At 63.1% G+C, this 16115-nt stretch carries 11 protein-coding genes; 7 read left to right on the top strand and 4 right to left on the bottom strand.

Going from position 1 to position 16115, the window contains the following annotated elements; all coding sequences use genetic code 11:
- Positions 1-96 precede the first annotated feature (96 nt).
- The 4 genes from ACYG97_RS05605 (at position 97) to ACYG97_RS05590 (ending at position 7012) form a co-directional block, all read left to right on the top strand.
- Positions 97-3438 (top strand): M10 family metallopeptidase C-terminal domain-containing protein, encoded by a 3342-nt coding sequence (locus tag ACYG97_RS05605; RefSeq protein ID WP_023734184.1) that lies wholly within the window; start codon positions 97-99, stop codon positions 3436-3438.
- A 72-nt stretch (positions 3439-3510) separates the two neighbouring features.
- On the top strand, positions 3511-3933 hold the full coding sequence (locus ACYG97_RS05600; protein WP_023734185.1) for a hypothetical protein: 423 nt from the start codon (positions 3511-3513) through the stop codon (positions 3931-3933).
- A gap of 35 nt (positions 3934-3968) precedes the next feature.
- Positions 3969-5705 (top strand): type I secretion system permease/ATPase, encoded by a 1737-nt coding sequence (locus ACYG97_RS05595; RefSeq protein WP_023698050.1) that lies wholly within the window; start codon positions 3969-3971, stop codon positions 5703-5705.
- Complete coding sequence (locus ACYG97_RS05590; RefSeq protein WP_023689671.1) at positions 5702-7012, top strand: HlyD family type I secretion periplasmic adaptor subunit; 1311 nt, start codon at positions 5702-5704, stop codon at positions 7010-7012. Before ACYG97_RS05595 ends, ACYG97_RS05590 begins: the two co-directional genes overlap by 4 nt.
- A gap of 62 nt (positions 7013-7074) precedes the next feature.
- On the opposite strand, the gene ACYG97_RS05585 is transcribed toward ACYG97_RS05590, so the two are convergent.
- The 3 genes from ACYG97_RS05585 to ACYG97_RS05575 all read right to left on the bottom strand — a co-directional run bounded on the left by ACYG97_RS05585 (position 7075) and on the right by ACYG97_RS05575 (position 9498).
- Entirely contained in the window at positions 7075-8508 is a 1434-nt protein-coding gene (locus ACYG97_RS05585; protein ID WP_023734187.1) for an aldehyde dehydrogenase family protein, read from the bottom strand.
- Positions 8509-8630: 122 nt separating this feature from the next.
- Complete coding sequence (locus tag ACYG97_RS05580) at positions 8631-9014, bottom strand: ACT domain-containing protein (protein ID WP_023734188.1); 384 nt, start codon at positions 9012-9014, stop codon at positions 8631-8633.
- A gap of 13 nt (positions 9015-9027) precedes the next feature.
- Positions 9028-9498: a GNAT family N-acetyltransferase gene (locus ACYG97_RS05575; protein WP_023705797.1), complete on the bottom strand. Its 471-nt coding sequence runs from the start codon at positions 9496-9498 to the stop codon at positions 9028-9030.
- A gap of 743 nt (positions 9499-10241) precedes the next feature.
- Between ACYG97_RS05575 and ACYG97_RS05570 the strand changes: the two genes are divergently transcribed.
- Both ACYG97_RS05570 and ACYG97_RS05565 read left to right on the top strand, forming a co-directional pair.
- Positions 10242-12968, top strand: coding sequence for an autotransporter domain-containing protein (locus tag ACYG97_RS05570; protein WP_460221561.1), 2727 nt, complete (start codon positions 10242-10244; stop codon positions 12966-12968).
- Positions 12969-13214: 246 nt separating this feature from the next.
- The gene (locus ACYG97_RS05565) at positions 13215-14249 is read left to right on the top strand and encodes a YeiH family protein (RefSeq protein ID WP_444848994.1); all 1035 of its coding nucleotides are present in this window, start codon (positions 13215-13217) and stop codon (positions 14247-14249) included.
- Here ACYG97_RS05565 and ACYG97_RS05560 read toward each other — a convergent pair.
- Positions 14246-14743: a GAF domain-containing protein gene (locus tag ACYG97_RS05560; RefSeq protein ID WP_023698045.1), complete on the bottom strand. Its 498-nt coding sequence runs from the start codon at positions 14741-14743 to the stop codon at positions 14246-14248. The genes ACYG97_RS05565 and ACYG97_RS05560 overlap by 4 nt on opposite strands.
- A gap of 183 nt (positions 14744-14926) precedes the next feature.
- On the opposite strand from ACYG97_RS05560, the gene ACYG97_RS05555 reads away from it, so the two are divergent.
- Positions 14927-15823, top strand: coding sequence for a GlxA family transcriptional regulator (locus ACYG97_RS05555; RefSeq protein WP_352519331.1), 897 nt, complete (start codon positions 14927-14929; stop codon positions 15821-15823).
- The last annotated feature ends 292 nt before the right edge of the window (positions 15824-16115 follow it).

Raw genomic sequence — 16115 nt, 5'->3', positions numbered from 1 at the left:
GGCTCGACCGGCAAGCGCAAACGATGCTTGTCGGTGGTTGGCAACTGCTAAGTACAGCCGTAATTGCCACGGCTGCGAGACCAAGGAGTCCCAAGGATGCCGAACCCAAGCCAAACCAGCGATCAATGGTGGGTCAACGACCAGACGCCGGACAACCCGTACGGCAAAAGCGAAGATTACGGGGCCTTCCTGACCTACCTTGGAGCGCTGGACCGGTCGATAACGCCGGCGATCGCGGCGGGAACGCTGAGGATCAATGTCTCCGAGCTCAATGACCATCCCGAATACAAGGCCGCCGCGATCGGCGCCTTGCAGATGTGGGCCAGTGTCACCCCTTTGAAGTTCGAAATCGTCGACAATGCGCCTTACAACAGTGCAACGGACTGGATGCAGGTTGTCAGCCCCGAACTGGGCGAAGAGGACGACGGCAGCGCCTATTCCAACGACCGCTATGTCAGCATCGGCCAGCGTTTCCACGACACCGAGGTCAACAAGACAGATATTGGCGGCTATGTCTTCGATTCCTTCATCCATGAATTCGGTCATGAGTTCGGGCTGAACCACCCCGGGCTCTACAATTACAGCGGCCCCGGCGGCGTACAGATCAATTATCTGAACAATGCGACCTGGACCTACGACCGTCAGCAATACAGCGTCATGTCCTATTTCGACGGGATCGATGTCGGTGAAACCAGCCGCTGGTCGGCGTCAACGCCGATGATGGCCGACATCGAGGCGGTCATCCGCCGCTTTTTCTCCACCGTCGACGAGAACGGCGTGCGCACCTATCAGCATATCGATCTCAACACGGGCGACAACGTCTACGGCTTCGGCAGTGCCGTGGACGGCTACCGGCTGACCTCCTCGGGCATGCAGCACGATATCGGTTTTGTCATCCATGACACCGACGGAACCGACACGATCGACTTCTCCGGCTCGACGGCCGGCACGATCCTCGATTTGCGCGCCGGACAGTTCTCCAGCGTCAACGGCCACAGCAACAATGTGTCGATCTTTGCCGGGCACAACGCCGACGGCACCGATTATTACATCGAGAACGGCATCGGCAGCAGCTATGACGACGTCCTGATCGGCAATGACGGAGCCAACGTGCTGGATGGCCGCGGCGGCGGCGACCGCATGGCCGGCAATGGCGGCGACGACACCTACTTCGTCGATTCTCTCGACGACATCGTGCGCGAGGAAGCGAATGGCGGGAATGACACGGTCGTTCTGCTGAACCGGAACTTGAATATCCGGAAAATCGCCAACGTCGAACACATCATCTACGCCGACGAGTCGACACTCCAGCCTGGAGACGGCGGCACCGAAACCCTGCCGATCATCGGCGACAACACGCTGACCAGCGTCATCTTCGGCGACAATGGCAACAATACGCTCGACGGCGGCGCCGGCGACGACACGATCTTCGGCCAGGGCGGCGATGATCTCATCATCGGCGGCCGCGACTCGCTCGCCAGCCGCGACATCAACAACACCATCGATGTCGCCGACCTTCCAGACCAGACCGAGAGCGACGACGGCAATGACACGCTCTATGGCGGCCGCGGCAACGACACGATCCTCGGCGGCCAGGGCAACGACATCCTCGACGGCGGCGACGGCGACGATACGCTGAGCGGCCAGGATGGCGTCGATATATTCAGGGGCGGCGCCGGCGTCGACACGGTAGACTTCAGCAAGGAGAGCCCCTTCCAACTGCTCGTCAACCTCGAGACGAACGTGGCCAGCGGCGGAACCGCCACGGGCGACACCTTCTACAGCATCGAGAACCTGATCGGCTCCGATGACCGCATCGACCGTTTCATCGGTACGTCGGCGGCCAATCATTTCTGGGGCCGGGGCGGCGGCGACTATTTCAACGGCGGCGGCGGCAACGACATACTGGATGGCGGCAATGACGGCGACATCCTGTACGGAGAAGCCGGCAACGACACGATCATCGGCGGCGCCGGCCAGGACTATCTGGATGGCGGCGCCGGCATCGATACGGTCGTCTACGAAGGCAGCTCCGCCAGCGTGACGATCGACCTCGCCAATGGCACGGCCAATGGCGGCGATGGCGATGGCCCGGTGCAGATCGTCGGGCGCGGCACCGTTATCCGGCACGACATCCTGGTCGGATTCGAAAACGCCGTCGGGTCGTTCTTCGACGACCATCTCATCGGCAACGCCCAGGCCAACAAACTTTCCGGCGGCGCCGGCAACGACACGCTGACCGGCGGTGGCGGTGCCGATATATTGAATGGCGGCGCCGGCAGCGACACGGCGGACTACGCCGACGCGGCCATCGGGCAAAACCTCAAGCTGGGTGGCGGCAAATCCGGCGGCGACACCTATATCTCGATCGAAAATCTGGCTGGCTCGGGCTTCAACGATCACCTGACCGGCGATGGCGCGGCCAATGTGCTGACCGGCCAGGGCGGCGCCGACAAGATCGACGGCGGCGGCGGCGATGACACCCTGCTCGGCGATTTCGCCTATCAGGGCGATGCTCCGCCACGCCCGGGCATGGGCACCGGCTACGCCACGCTCGGACCGGACGCGACCAACAATTCGGTCTCGACCGCCTTCGACATCTCGAACAACTTCTCGCTGACGGCTGACCCCGACATCTTCGATTCGACGACCACCCTTCACACCACCGTCAATGCCACCGGAAACGGCCTCGGCGGATATTACAGCATCAACCTGGCCGCCGGCACGATCATCACCATCGACATCGATGGCATTGCCGACCCCAATGTCCATGACAGCATCGTCAGGGTGCTGGACAGCGATGGCAATATCGTCGCCCAGAACGACGATGGCGGCAACGACCCCGGCTCCAACAACGGCCGCGATTCGAGCACCAGCTTCATCGTTCAGGAAACCGGAACCTACTATATTGTGGAGGGCGAATGGTCGGACTCCGCTCCCGGCGATGGCTGGGTGGAATCCGTGCCGGAGGGCTCGACTTACAAGCTGAACGTATCGGTCGAATTCCCGCCGGCACCAGCTCAGCCGGGCGTTGCGGGCGCCGATGCGCTCAATGGCGGCGGCGGCAGCGACCTTTTGGATGGCGGGCTGGCTGCCGATACGCTGACCGGCGGCGCCGGCGGCGACTATTTCCGCTTCTCGACAGAACTCGGGAACGGCAATATCGACTGGATCAAGGACTTCAAGGTCGCCGACGATACGATCCTGCTGGACAACCTCATCTTTGCCAGCGTTGGCGGCGACGGCGCCCTCGCTTTGGGCTCATTCTACAAGAGCGCAGCCGGTGTTGCTCATGATGCCGACGACCGCATCATCTACGACACCGACAGTGGAATATTGTCTTACGACGCCGATGGTTCCGGACAGGGAGCAGCCGTTCAGTTTGCACACCTGAACACAAATCTGGATCTTTCGGCTGCAGACTTCATCGTCATCTAACGCGTTGCCGGGAGGGGTGCCGTCAGGCTGCCCTCCCGCATACCCCAGCGCAGTGAAAAGGGAGAGGACGCGATGACTGACCGCCGCACGGTGTTAATGGCCGCCGGAGTTGCGGCAGTCGCCGCGGCCACCGGGGCAGCGGCAGCGCAATCGCCAGATATTCGCGCGCTAGATATTCGCGCAACAGATATTCGCGGCGCCGTCACCTTTGTGGGGGGCAAGGCTATCCCGGAAGGTCATCTCGAGATCTATCTTGAGGATCCCGCCATTCAGGACAGTGGGCGACGCCGCGCCGCCAAAACCAGCCTCAAGAGCGAGGGCGGCTCAAAGACCATAGAATTTTCCTTGCCCCTGCCCGCAAGCTCGACCGCTTCACCAACGCTGCAGGTCGTTGCGCGCCTGGAGCGTGCGGACGGCTGGCTGGTGGCGCGGGGCAGCGCGCAGTTCCAGGCCGGCTTGCCCGTCCATGTCACACTCAAGGCAGTTATCTATTGAAGGGACGAGATGCCATATCCTGATTGCGAGCCAGCATGCAGCTGACGCCATCGACGCCGCTTACGCTGGTCGGAATCCTGGCGTCCTTTCGACGTGCGTTTTCGGGCATCGTCCTGATGAGCGGGGTCGTCAACGTGCTGACCCTGACCGGCTCGTTCTTCATGTTGCAAGTCTATGACCGCGTCGTTCCGGGTCGCAGCGTGCCGACGCTGGTCGGCCTGGCGGTGCTTGCGGGAACATTGTTCGTGTTTCAGGGAGTGCTGGAGCTGATCCGCTCTCGCCTCATGGTGCGGCTGGGACAGGGGTTGGACGCAAAGCTGAGCCCGTCGGTCTATTCGGCGCTGATGCGCCTGCCGCTGCGCGCCAAGCCTTCCGGCGACGGGCTGCAACCCCTACGGGATCTCGATCAGGTCCGCTCCTTTATCGGCAGTGCCGGACCGACCGCTTTGTTCGACCTGCCATGGATGCCGCTCTATATCGGCATCTGTTTCATTTTTCATTTCTGGATCGGCGTTACCGCGCTTGCCGGCGCCGTTGTCCTGTTTGCACTGACGCTTCTGGCCGAATTCCGGACCCGCGGCCCGACAAGGATCGCCGGACAGCACGCGGCCGTTCGCAGCACGTTGGCCGAGGCGACAAGGCGCAATGCCGAAGCCATGCAGGCCATGGGTTTTGGCGGGCGTATCGCCGAGCGGTGGTCTGCCGTCAATGCCGAGTACCTGAACGCCCATGCGGCGGCCAGCGATGTCGCGGGAACGCTTGGCACGATTTCCAAGATCCTGCGGTTGATGCTGCAATCGGCAATGCTGGCGATCGGCGCTTATCTGGTCATCCAGCAAGAGGCGACCGGCGGCATCATGATCGCAAGCTCGATCATGATGGGCAGGGCGCTGGCTCCGATCGAACTGGCGATAGCGCATTGGAAGGGTTTCATTTCAGCGCGGCAAAGCTGGGCACGCCTGAAGCAGCTTCTGTCCGCGCTGCCGGAAGGCGCAACCGGCGTGACCCTGCCCGCGCCTGTCAGCGCGCTGGCGGTCGAGAATGTCAGTGTCGCGCCGCCGGGCGAACGCACGCCGGTGGTGTGGGATGCAAGTTTTTCACTGGCCAGGGGAGCGGGCCTGGGGGTCATCGGCCCGAGTGCTTCCGGCAAATCATCGCTGGTGCGTACGCTTGCAGGTGTCTGGCTTCCGGCGCGCGGCGCCGTGCGGCTGGACGGCGCGACGCTTGACCAGTGGCCGGCCGACGAGCTGGGTAAACATATCGGCTATCTGCCGCAGGATGTGCAGTTGTTCGACGGCACGATTGCGCAGAACATCGCCCGCTTCGACCCGGATGCGTCGTCCGACATGGTGCTTGCGGCAGCCAAGGCCGCCGGCGTGCATGATCTCGTCGTGCATCTGGCCGACGGTTACGACACAAAGGTTGGCGAAGCCGGCGCCTCGCTGTCGGCGGGGCAACGCCAGCGTGTCGCCCTTGCCCGCTCTCTTTATGGCGATCCCTTCCTAGTCATCCTGGACGAGCCGAATTCCAATCTCGACTCAGAGGGTGAAGTGGCCTTGTCCGCCGCCATCCAGGGCATCAGGGACCGCGGCGGCATCGTTATCGTCGTCGCGCACCGATCCAGTGTGCTGGCCAATGTCGACACCGTGCTGGTGATGGCCAATGGCCATGTGCAGGCCTTCGGTCCGAAGGATGAGGTGCTGAACAAGGTCTTCCGATCGGCGGCACCGCTCAAGGTCGTTGCCGCCACGGAGAGAGGCGTTCCTGCATGAGCGAGGACAGATCCGCTTTGCATCATCGGCAGGTCCGCCGCTATCTCGTGGCTGGCGTTGCTACCTGTCTGCTGCTTGTCGGAGGTGTTGGCGGCCTGGCGGCAGTGACCAAGATGTCGGGTGCGGTGATCGCAGCTGGCCGGCTGGTGGTCGATTCCAATGTAAAGAAAGTTCAGCATCCGACGGGCGGCGTGGTCGGCGAGATCAGGGTGCGTGAAGGCGACCGGGTCAAGGCGGGCGATATTCTGGTGCGGCTGGATGAAACGACAACACGCGCCAATCTGGCGATCGTCTCAAAAGGTCTGGATGAGTTTTATGCACGGTTGGCGCGCCTGGAGGCGGAGCGTGACGGCAAGGACACGATCAGCTTTCCGGACGTTTTGACATCGCGGCGCGACGAAGCCGGTGTCGCCGCATCGATGGCCGGAGAACAATCGCTGTTCGATTTCCGGCACCAGGCGCGGTCTGGCCAGCGATCGCAATTGCGCGAACGGATCGCGCAGTTGAAGCAGGAGAGTGCCGGCCTGACCGAGCAGCTGCAGGCGAAACGCCGCGAGATCGAGCTGATCCAGATCGAGCTGGAAGGTGTGCGGTCGCTCTGGCATCGCAAGCTGATAGGAATCGACCGCATGACGTCGCTGGAACGGGACGCGGTGCGGCTCGAAGGCGAGCATGGCCAGTTGACCGCGGGAATTGCCCAGGTGAAAGGCAAGGCGTCCGAGATCGAACTGCAGATCATCCAGATCGACCAGGATCTTCGCAGCGAGGTCGCGACCGATTTACGCGATACCCAGGGAAAGATCTCCGAGTTCGTCGAACGCAAGGTAGCGGCCGAGGACCAGTTGAAGCGCATCGATCTGCGCAGCCCGCAGGATGGCGTGGTGCTGCAGTTGGCGGTGCATACGATCGGCGGGGTCATCACCCCCGGCGAACAGGTGATGCAGATCGTACCGGTGACGGACGACCTGACCGTTGAAGCGCATATCGCACCGCAGGATATCGACCAGGTGACGATGGGCCAGAATGCGATTTTGCGCCTGTCGGCCTTCAATCGGCAAACCACGCCGGAGCTGACCGGGACGCTGTCGCGGATCTCGGCGGATCTCACCATCGAAGAGCGCACCGGAGCAGCCTTCTATGTGGCGCGGGTGACGCTGCCCAAAACCGAGGTCGCCAAGCTGCGCGGGCTGGCGCTGGCGCCGGGCATGCCGGCCGAGGTGTTCTTCCCGACGGGCGACCGGACGATGCTTTCCTATCTGGTGAAGCCGCTGTCGGATCAGATCCAGAAAGCCTTCCGCGAAGAATGAAGCCGCACCTTTAAGAGCTGAAGCCTCGAGACCGGCTGGTTGCCGGTCCCCAAGGGTTAGGCCTACTCCGCCGCCTCATAGCCGGCGATGCCCTTGATCTCGAGGAAATCCTCCAGCCCGTATTCGGCGTATTCGCGGCCGTTGCCGGATTGCTTGTAGCCGCCGAATGGCAGGCCGGCGTCCCATTGCGGATAGTTGATGTAGACATTGCCGGTGCGCATGCGGGCGGCGACTTCGCGGGCCTTCTCGATATCCTTGGCCTGGATGTAGGACGCCAGCCCATAGACAGTGTCGTTGGCGGTGCCGATCGCCTCTTCCACGGTGTCGTAAGGCATGATCGCCAGCACCGGCCCGAAGATTTCCTCGCGCGCGATGCGCATATCTGATGTGACGTCGGCGAACACGGTGGGGCGGACATAGTAGCCGCGGTTGAGCTCGGCCGGACGCCCCGGTCCACCCGCGACCAGCGTGGCGCCTTCATCTATGCCGGCCTGAATCAGGTCCTGGATCTTGTCGAACTGGATCTGGCTGACCACCGGGCCGAGCTTGGTGCCGGCCGCATCGGCCGGGCCGACGGTCAATTTTTCGGCCGCCGTCTTGGCGTAGCCGGTCGCCTCGTCGTGGCGGTCGCGCGGCACGAACATGCGGGTCGGCGCGTTGCAGGACTGGCCCGAGTTGCTGAAGCAGCCGGCGACGCCCTTGCTGACGGCCTTTTCAAGATCGACATCGGGAAACAGGATGTTGGCCGACTTGCCGCCAAGCTCCTGATGCACGCGCTTGACCGTGTCGGCGGCCGCCTTGGCGACCAGGATGCCGGCGCGGGTCGAACCGGTGAACGACATCATGTCGACATCGGGATGGCTGGACAGCGCCTGGCCGACGCTCGGGCCGTCGCCATTGACGAGGTTGAAGACGCCCTTGGGAACGCCGGCCTCGTCGATGATTTCGGCAAAGATGATGGCGTCGAGCGGCGCGATTTCCGAGGGCTTCAGCACCATGGTGCAGCCGGCGGCGAGCGCAGGACCGACCTTGCAGGTGATCTGGTTCAGCGGCCAGTTCCACGGCGTGATCAGGCCGACGACCCCGATCGGCTCCTTGACGATCAGCGACGAGCCCTTGACGTGGCGGAATTCGAACGACTTCAGCACCTCGGCCATCTTCCGCAGATGTGCCAGGCCAATGCCGACCTGGCTGTCGAGTGCCATCTGGCGCGGCGCGCCCATCTCGCGCGATACGGCCAGCGCCAGATCGGCGCTGCGCTTCTTGTAGACCTCGATTATGCGGGTGAGGATATCGAGCCGCTCTTCGGCCGAGGTGAAGCCGAACGTGCCGAAGGCGCGCTTGGCGGCGGCGACCGCCTTGTCGACATCGGCCTTGGAGCCGAGCGAAATCTGCGCGAAAGCATCTTCGTTTGACGGGTCGATGACGTCGAGTGTGCTGGGCACGACAGGATCGACCCACACGCCGTCAATATAGAACTGCAGATTGTGTGACATGGGCTCCTCCTCGGGGGATTTCTGAATTGATGGGGGGCGATCGCCAGATCGTCGTAACGGTTCAGGGATAACGATGGGGCAAGAGCGATGTCAAACGCAAGGGCGGGCGATTGAGCCTACGGCTACAGAAGCGTGTGCCCCGCCGCGACCAGAAGCCCCCTTGCCGCGGCTTCATCCTTGGCTTTGACGAGCAGATGGTCACCATCGAAGGTGGATACCAGAAAAATGCCGAGTTCGCTTTCCGACAATGGCTTTATCACCGACAGGACGATGCCGGTTTCGTCGAAGGCAAAGGGACCTTGGAGTTTCAGGGCGACCCATTCCCTGTCATGCTTCACCCCGTCCGGCACCCGATCCTGCAGGCAGACGACCGAAAGCTCGTCCTCTGTCCTGGTGATGCTGACGAAGCCCGGCCCGTCCGCCCAGCCGGGAATGCTGTCTTTTGCTTCGAGGCGCGAAACCGCATACCGCCCCGTGAGCGGCTTCAACCGGACCCTGACTGCCATCCGATCCTCCCTGTTATCGGCCATCACCCAGTTTCTTGCTCATATAGACCGTCATGCCGTTCATGAACGGCTCCTCCCGGTCGATCGTATAGCCATGCCGTTTGTACAACAACACATTGGCCATGAAGGCGCCGTTGGTCAGCAGGCGCAGCTCGAAGCAGCTGGCCTCCAGCGCCTTCTGCTCCGCCCGTTCCAGCAACAGCCGGCCGATGCCCCTGCCCTGCGCCTGTGGCGCGACGCAGACATTCTCGATCCAGAGATGATCGTCGGCCAGGATGGTCTCGATCATGCCGACGATGCGGCCATTTTCGATGGCGAGATCGAACGGATGTTCGGCGACCGCCTTGTCATAGTCGGCGCGCATCGGCAGCGGCTCGCGGCCGATCAGAGGCACCCATTTGGCATAGGCGGCACGCACAATGTCCCTGATGGCGGCAGCGTCCGCCGGTTGGGCCGGCCGAAACAGGATGGAAGAATTGGACATGGCAAAGGCTCCAGACATGAAAACCCCGCCGGCAGACGTCGCGGGCGGGGCTGGAACGAACGAACCGGAATTTTATTGGGCCGGTCCTTTTCGTCGCGCAAACAGCTTGCCGCGCTGCGTGGTGCAGGAACGGCGTCGCTTGGCGATGGCGAACGAGAAAACGAACATGACGCCACGCTGGAGCAGGAAGCGCGGCGCTGTCAAGATTTTGGCGTTGGCCCAGCCTCCGAGTTGACCCGCGCGGCTAGAGCGGGCGGCGCCGGCAAGGCCATAAGTGTACTGCCAGGCAACGCCAGTCTTCACCTTGCGCGGTGGTTGCTCGCCTAAACTGCTGCGCCGTCGAGTAGGGCTCTCGTACGCGTACAAAAAAAACAGCAACAGCTAATATTGTTGGACATTCAACCTACCATTGGTTCAAATTTCTATTTGATCTAATCTTGGCATCATAATATAAGCGGAGAAGCACTGGACGGGCTGACGGGGGGGGCGCCATGCATCGAGGGCTGGCAAAGCGTACAATCTCACGTTTGTTAGGCGCGATGACGGTCGTCTACGCGCTCGCGGGCACGACGTCAGCGCTCGGGCAGTCTTGTAGTCCCACACAGACAGCTCATGCTTTTAGCTTTACTGGCGGCGACCAGTCCATCTCGGTTCCTGGCAACACCCATTCCGCCACAGTATACCTCAAGGGAGCGCAAGGCGGGGTTGGCAAGAGCGGCGCCGGCACCATCGGGGGCAGCCCATTGAGCCCAGGCGGCGCCGGCGGGCTCGGCGGCCAGGTGAGCGGTTCCTTGACTGTCGCGCCGGGTGACATCCTTTCTGTCGGCGTTGGCGGCCGTGGCTCGCTCGCGGTCAATCCCGGTGGCGCGAGCGGTACTCCCGACGGCGGCAATGGTGGCGGGGCGACCGACCTGCGGCTGGGCGGAACCCGCCTGGCAATTGCTGGCGGCGGTGGCGGCGGTGGCAACGGGGGCTGGCACACTACAAATTCGATAGCTGGTGGCGCCGGTGGCAAGAGCGGGGGGTCCGGCTCGGCAGGAACCGATGTTTCGGGCGGCCTTGGCCCCTTTGGCGGTGAAGGTGGCACTGTAGGTGCCGGTGGCGCGATCGGCGCTGGGTGCGATAGTTTTCCTGGCACGGCCGGTCAGACAAATGGCCAAGGCGGAACTGCACGAAATTTCTCAGGGTCTTTCCTGGGCGCCGGATATGCTGGTGGCGGCGGTGGCGGGGCTACTGTCGGCGGCGGTGGTGGCGGCGCAGGCGTCGGCACGACCTCGTGCCAGCAGAACTGGAACGGCGCCGGCGGCGGCGGCGGCGGCGGATCATCGGATGCCGGCTCGCTGCAATCGGCTGCGGTGGCGGAAGGCGTCAATTCAGGCGATGGGTCCGCATTGATCTGTTTTGATGAGCCGCTCTATGTGATCAGCGGCACGGCGAGCGGTCAGACCGGGACGGTGAGTTTGAAATTGACATCAAGCTCGCCGGCAGGGACGCAAACCAGGGACGTGAATGTCGGCGATACCACCTTTGCCTTTGCGGATGGCCTGCTGACCGGCTCCAACTGGAGCGTTGAGGTTACTGCCAAGCCGGCCGACCAGACATGCACGGTCACGACGGCCTCGGGCACGGTGGCGGGAGCCGACGTGACCAATCTTGTCCTGTCCTGCACCACGGTGACGGTGGAGTTTTCGCCGGCAACATTGCCGAATGCACATATTGGCACGCCGTACAGCCAGACCATCACCGCAAGCAGCCCCAATGGCGGCGCCGCACCCTACACCTTCACCGTGGTTTCCGGCTCAGTGCCTCCCGGCCTCGCGCTCTCGCCTGGAGGTACGCTGGCTGGCACACCCACTGTCGCGGCCAATTACGATTTTACGGTGCGGGCCACGGACAGCAACGGCTTTACCGGCCAACGTGACTACACTGTGGTCGTCGAGATCCACTTGCCGTCGGCACAGGACCACACGCTGGACGTGATGGCCGGAACGACCGGGTCCCTCGACCTGACGCAAGGGGCTACGAATGGGCCGTTTACCAGCGCCACGATTGCCTCGCCGCCGCCGAGCGAAGCGGGCACGGCTTCCATTGTGCCCGATGGCGGCGCTTATATCCTGCAGTTTGCCGCGGCAGCCACCTTTGTCGGCACAACCAGCCTGACCTACACGCTCTCGAATGCCGACGGAACGTCACCTCCGGCAACCGTGACCATCAACGTCACGGCACGGCCCGACCCCTCCCGCGATCCGGAAGTGATCGGCCTGATTCGGGCACAGGTGGAGGCGGCAAAGCACTTCGCCGACATTCAGATCCAGGGATTTGGACAGAGGCTGGAACAGCTCCACAATGAGGGCGACCAGCGCCACAATTCGATAGGCCTCAGCGTTGCCGTCCAGCAATCGTCGGACAATCCCGACGCATACGCTCAGCAGCAGAATGCGGCGAACGATCCGGCGCTCGCCGCAATCGCCACGGCATCGTCGCAGTCCACTTACGGAGCGCCCAATCCGGAGCGCATTCAGCCCAACGCCAACGCAAAGCAGGACAGGACTTCGACCGGCGCGTCGCCGATCAAGACCGGACAGTCTTCAACTGGCACGGACGTGGACACCCAGACGTCGTCACTGCCGGCCGAGAACCCATTTGGCGAACTGGCCTTCTGGAGCGGCGGCTACGTCAATTTCGGCACCGATGACGATGGAGCCATCAAGCTCGACCATACGCTGGTCGGCGTGAGCGTCGGTGCCGACTACCGCTTTTCCCCGACCTTCACCGCCGGTCTCGGGTTTGGCTATGGCCATGACGTCACCGACGTCGGGAGCAACGGCACCGAAAGCCGCGCCCATGCCATCTCGGTCGCCGCCTATAGCAGCTACCGCCCGGCGCCAAGTTTTTTTGTCGATGGCCTTGCCGGCTATGGCGCCCTCAATTTCGACAGTGAGCGCTATGTGACCGATACCGGCGATTTCGCGTCTGGAACGCGCGACGGAAGCCAGGTCTTCGGGTCGCTGACGGCGGGCTACGAATTTCGCCGGCCGGACTCTCTGATATCACCCTATGGACGTCTGTCGGGGTCCCACTCCACGCTTGACGGCTTCACCGAGACGGGTGGCGACATCTATAATCTGACCTTCGGCAAGCAGACCGTCGACACGCTGTCGGGCACCCTTGGCCTGCGCATCGAGAACAACATTCCTACCAGCTGGGGTCTGCTCACACCGCGCGCGCGCTTTGAGTATACGCACGACTTTGCCGGCTCCAGCCGCGTCAGCCTCGGCTATGCCGATATCGGCACCACGCCCTACGCGCTGGACGCAGATGCCTTTTCCAACGACTATTTGTCAATCGGGCTCGGCGTCGATGCGCAAATCGGCGGTATTGCCTTCGGGCTGAACTACAGCACCGCGGTCGGCAGCAACGGCGACAGCCAGGACCATACGATCGCCGCGCGAATTGGGATGAAATACTAGGGCATGATCCCAAAAAGTGGGGTTAGATCGTGAGGGAATTCATCATGATCTAGGGCGGCTCCAGGTTTCGCCCGGCCGCTCTTTCTCATTCTGACCTCGGCCGCCCTAAACGTTCACAAAAATCGATCATTTCAACAAAAACAATTCGTTGGAAAGATCGATTCTGGAATGACATTCTCCTGAGGTACTTGCGTGGAGAATGCATTGTCTTCCGCCGCCCAGCTAGCGAACGATATTCCGATCAGCATGATTTCCGCCGATCTGGCCGTGGGCCGGAAGCGGCTCGGTTCCGTGTGGAATGGCGTCATCCCCGGGATCGTGCTGGTGGCGATGATCACGGGGGTGGCCTTCTCGGCCCATAATGTCTCCGGCTTCGCGCTGTTCAGCCCGATGATCCTCGCCGTCGTCGCCGGCATGATCTATTCCAACGTGCTCGGCACGCCCGCCCACGCCAAGGCCGGCATTGCATTCTCGCAGAAGCGCCTGCTGCGCTTTGCCATCGTGCTGCTCGGCTTTCAGCTGACGCTCGGCCAGGTTGTCTCCATCGGCGCCGGCGGCGTCGGCATCGTGGCGCTGACCCTTGGAGCGACCTTCGTCTTCACCATTACGCTTGGCCGGCTGATCGGCGTCGACGCCAAGCTGGCGCAGCTGATTGCCGCCGGCACCTCGATCTGCGGCGCTTCGGCGATCGTTGCCACCAACATCGTCACCGATGCGCGCGACGAGGACGTCACTTATGCCGTCGCCTCGATCACGCTGTTCGGCACCGTCGCCATGCTCGGCTTTCCGCTGCTGGCGCCGGTGCTCGGCCTCGACCAGCACGCATTCGGCCTGTGGGCCGGCGCCTCGATCCACGAGGTGGCACAGGTCATCGGCGCCGGCTTCCAGAACGGCGCCCAGTCCGGCGAGATCGCCACCGTCGCCAAGCTGACCCGCGTCGCCCTGCTGGCGCCGATGGTCATCGCGCTCGGCCTGATGGCGCGCCGCAAGAGCAATGGCGATCGCCCAAGCGACCAATCCGGTGCGCGGCCGCCGATGCCGTGGTTCGTCGCCGCTTTCATCGCCGTCGTGGCGCTGAACAGCCTGGTTGCCGTGCCGGCCGAAGTGAAGTCGGCCATGGCGTTCGCCACCACCATCATGCTGACCATGGGGCTCGCCGCCATGGGTCTGCAGGCCAACATTTCGCAGCTGCGCTCGCGCGGCCTTCGCCCGCTGGCGCTCGCCTCCTGCGCCTTCCTGTTCATCGGCTGCTTCAGCCTGATGCTGGTGAAGTTCGCTTAATCCTCGAACGAACTCGCCGCGACATAGATCGCGGCAAGCGCCTCGATGCCCGCCTGGTCGTCCTTGTCGAAGCGGCCGGGCGCCGGGCTGTCGAGGTCGATCAGGCCGAAGACGCCGTCATTGTCCCTCAGCAGCACGACGAGTTCCGAGCGCGAGTCGGCGTCGCAAGCGATGTGGCCGGCAAATTCATGCACATCCTTGACCAGCATCGACATTTCGAGATCGATGGCGGTGCCGCACACGCCCTTGCCGACGGCGATGCGCACGCAGGCCGGCTTGCCCTGGAACGGTCCGAGCACCAGCTCCTCGTCGGAGGCCAGGAAATAGAAGCCGGCCCAGTTGAGATCGGGCACCATCTGGAAGATCAGCGCCGATGTGTTGGCGGCGTTGGCGACGGAGTCGCTCTCGCCTTCCAGCAGCGCCTTCAACTGGGTGGCCAGTTCGCGGTAGAAGGCCGGCTTGTCGGTGCTGTCGATGGTCTGGGCCGCAAACATGGCGTCGTCTCCATTGCCGGCGGGCCAAAAAGCCCGTTACATTTCCTGTCTGCCACCAATGACGCTCCCAGGAAATACACAATTGTGAATACCGACCGTGCCAGCCAAACACACGACCGGGCGCAACCCGCAGCGAGCGAAGGTCCCCTCACCTTCGCTGTGCTGGTCTTTCCCGGCTTTCCGATGATGGCGTTCAGTTCGGTGATCGAGCCGCTGCGCGCCGCCAATGTGCTGGCCAAGCGCGATTGTTACCGCTGGGTGATCGTCGGCGCCGACCAGGGCACGGTCGAGGCGTCCAATGGGGTTGTCATACAACCGGGATTCTCAGCCTCGAGCGCACCGAAGGTCGACCGCATCGTCGTCTGCTCCGGCGGCAATGCGGACTTGCTTGTCGCGGACGATGCGGTTGCCTGGATCCGCAGGAGCCTGCGCGCCGGCGCCCATATCGGCGCGGTGGCCGACGCCGCCTTCTTCCTCGCCAGGGCCGGCTTGCTCGACGGCCATGCTTGCACCTTGCACTGGACCAGCCAGGCGGCCTTCACGGAGGCCTTCCCGGATATCGAGCTTCGGCGCGATCTCTATGTCATCGACCGCAAACGCTTCACCTCGGCCGGTGGCGTCGGCAGCCTCGACATGATGCTGGAGATCATCACCAACGATTATGGCGGCGAGCTCGCGGCGGGCGTTGCCGAATGGTTCGTGCACAGCCCCTTGCGTTCGAGCGTCGACCGCAAGCTGATGCCGCTCAGGCTGCGCACCGGCGTCCAGAACGAACTGGTGCTGTCGGCCATCGCCATCATGGAGGATGCGGTGGAAGAGCGGCTTGGCATGACGGAGCTGGCGGCAAGGCTCGGTGTCTCCTCCGACAAGCTGGAGCGCAATTTCCGCACCGAGCTCAGCATTTCGCCCAACGGCTATTACCGGCGCCTCAGGCTACGGCGCGCCGCCGACCTGTTGGCCCATTCGACGCTGATGGTGCGAGACGTGGCGCTGGCCTGCGGCTTCGCGTCCATGTCAAGTTTTGCCCGAGCGTTTCGCGAGGAGCATGGGCACGCGCCGAAGGCGATGCGGCGGCATTAGAGGGCGCTGCGCGCTAACGCGGTGAGATGCTGGCGGGACAGCGCCCCCCTCTGTCCTGCCGGACATCTCCCCCACACGGGGGGAGATCAGATGTCGCCTCCGCTTTCGCCAATCACCAACGTTGCAGGGCGAGCGGGACGCGAAAGCTGCTAATCTCCCTCCTTGTGGGGGAGATGTCCGGCAGGACAGAGGGGGGGCGAAGGATCGCAACATTGCCCTTTGTATCCATGCCCTTCTTGCGGCATTTCGCACGACATCTGCGGATTCTCGCACAGACATTTTTCGGCGCATG

It is taken from the genome of Mesorhizobium sp. W067, assembly GCF_054719525.1.
This window is presented reverse-complemented; position numbering and strand designations above follow the sequence as displayed.

Excerpts from the sequence above, each read along its gene's own strand:
- ACYG97_RS05605 (WP_023734184.1), top strand. The coding sequence starts at position 97 with ATGCCGAACCCAAGCCAAACCAGCGATCAATGGTGGGTCAACGACCAG.
- ACYG97_RS05600 (WP_023734185.1), top strand. The coding sequence starts at position 3,511 with ATGACTGACCGCCGCACGGTGTTAATGGCCGCCGGAGTTGCGGCAGTC.
- ACYG97_RS05595 (WP_023698050.1), top strand. The coding sequence starts at position 3,969 with ATGCAGCTGACGCCATCGACGCCGCTTACGCTGGTCGGAATCCTGGCG.
- ACYG97_RS05590 (WP_023689671.1), top strand. The coding sequence starts at position 5,702 with ATGAGCGAGGACAGATCCGCTTTGCATCATCGGCAGGTCCGCCGCTAT.
- ACYG97_RS05585 (WP_023734187.1), bottom strand. The coding sequence starts at position 8,508 with ATGTCACACAATCTGCAGTTCTATATTGACGGCGTGTGGGTCGATCCT.
- ACYG97_RS05580 (WP_023734188.1), bottom strand. The coding sequence starts at position 9,014 with ATGGCAGTCAGGGTCCGGTTGAAGCCGCTCACGGGGCGGTATGCGGTT.
- ACYG97_RS05575 (WP_023705797.1), bottom strand. The coding sequence starts at position 9,498 with ATGTCCAATTCTTCCATCCTGTTTCGGCCGGCCCAACCGGCGGACGCT.
- ACYG97_RS05565 (WP_444848994.1), top strand. The coding sequence starts at position 13,215 with ATGATTTCCGCCGATCTGGCCGTGGGCCGGAAGCGGCTCGGTTCCGTG.
- ACYG97_RS05560 (WP_023698045.1), bottom strand. The coding sequence starts at position 14,743 with ATGTTTGCGGCCCAGACCATCGACAGCACCGACAAGCCGGCCTTCTAC.
- ACYG97_RS05555 (WP_352519331.1), top strand. The coding sequence starts at position 14,927 with ATGATGGCGTTCAGTTCGGTGATCGAGCCGCTGCGCGCCGCCAATGTG.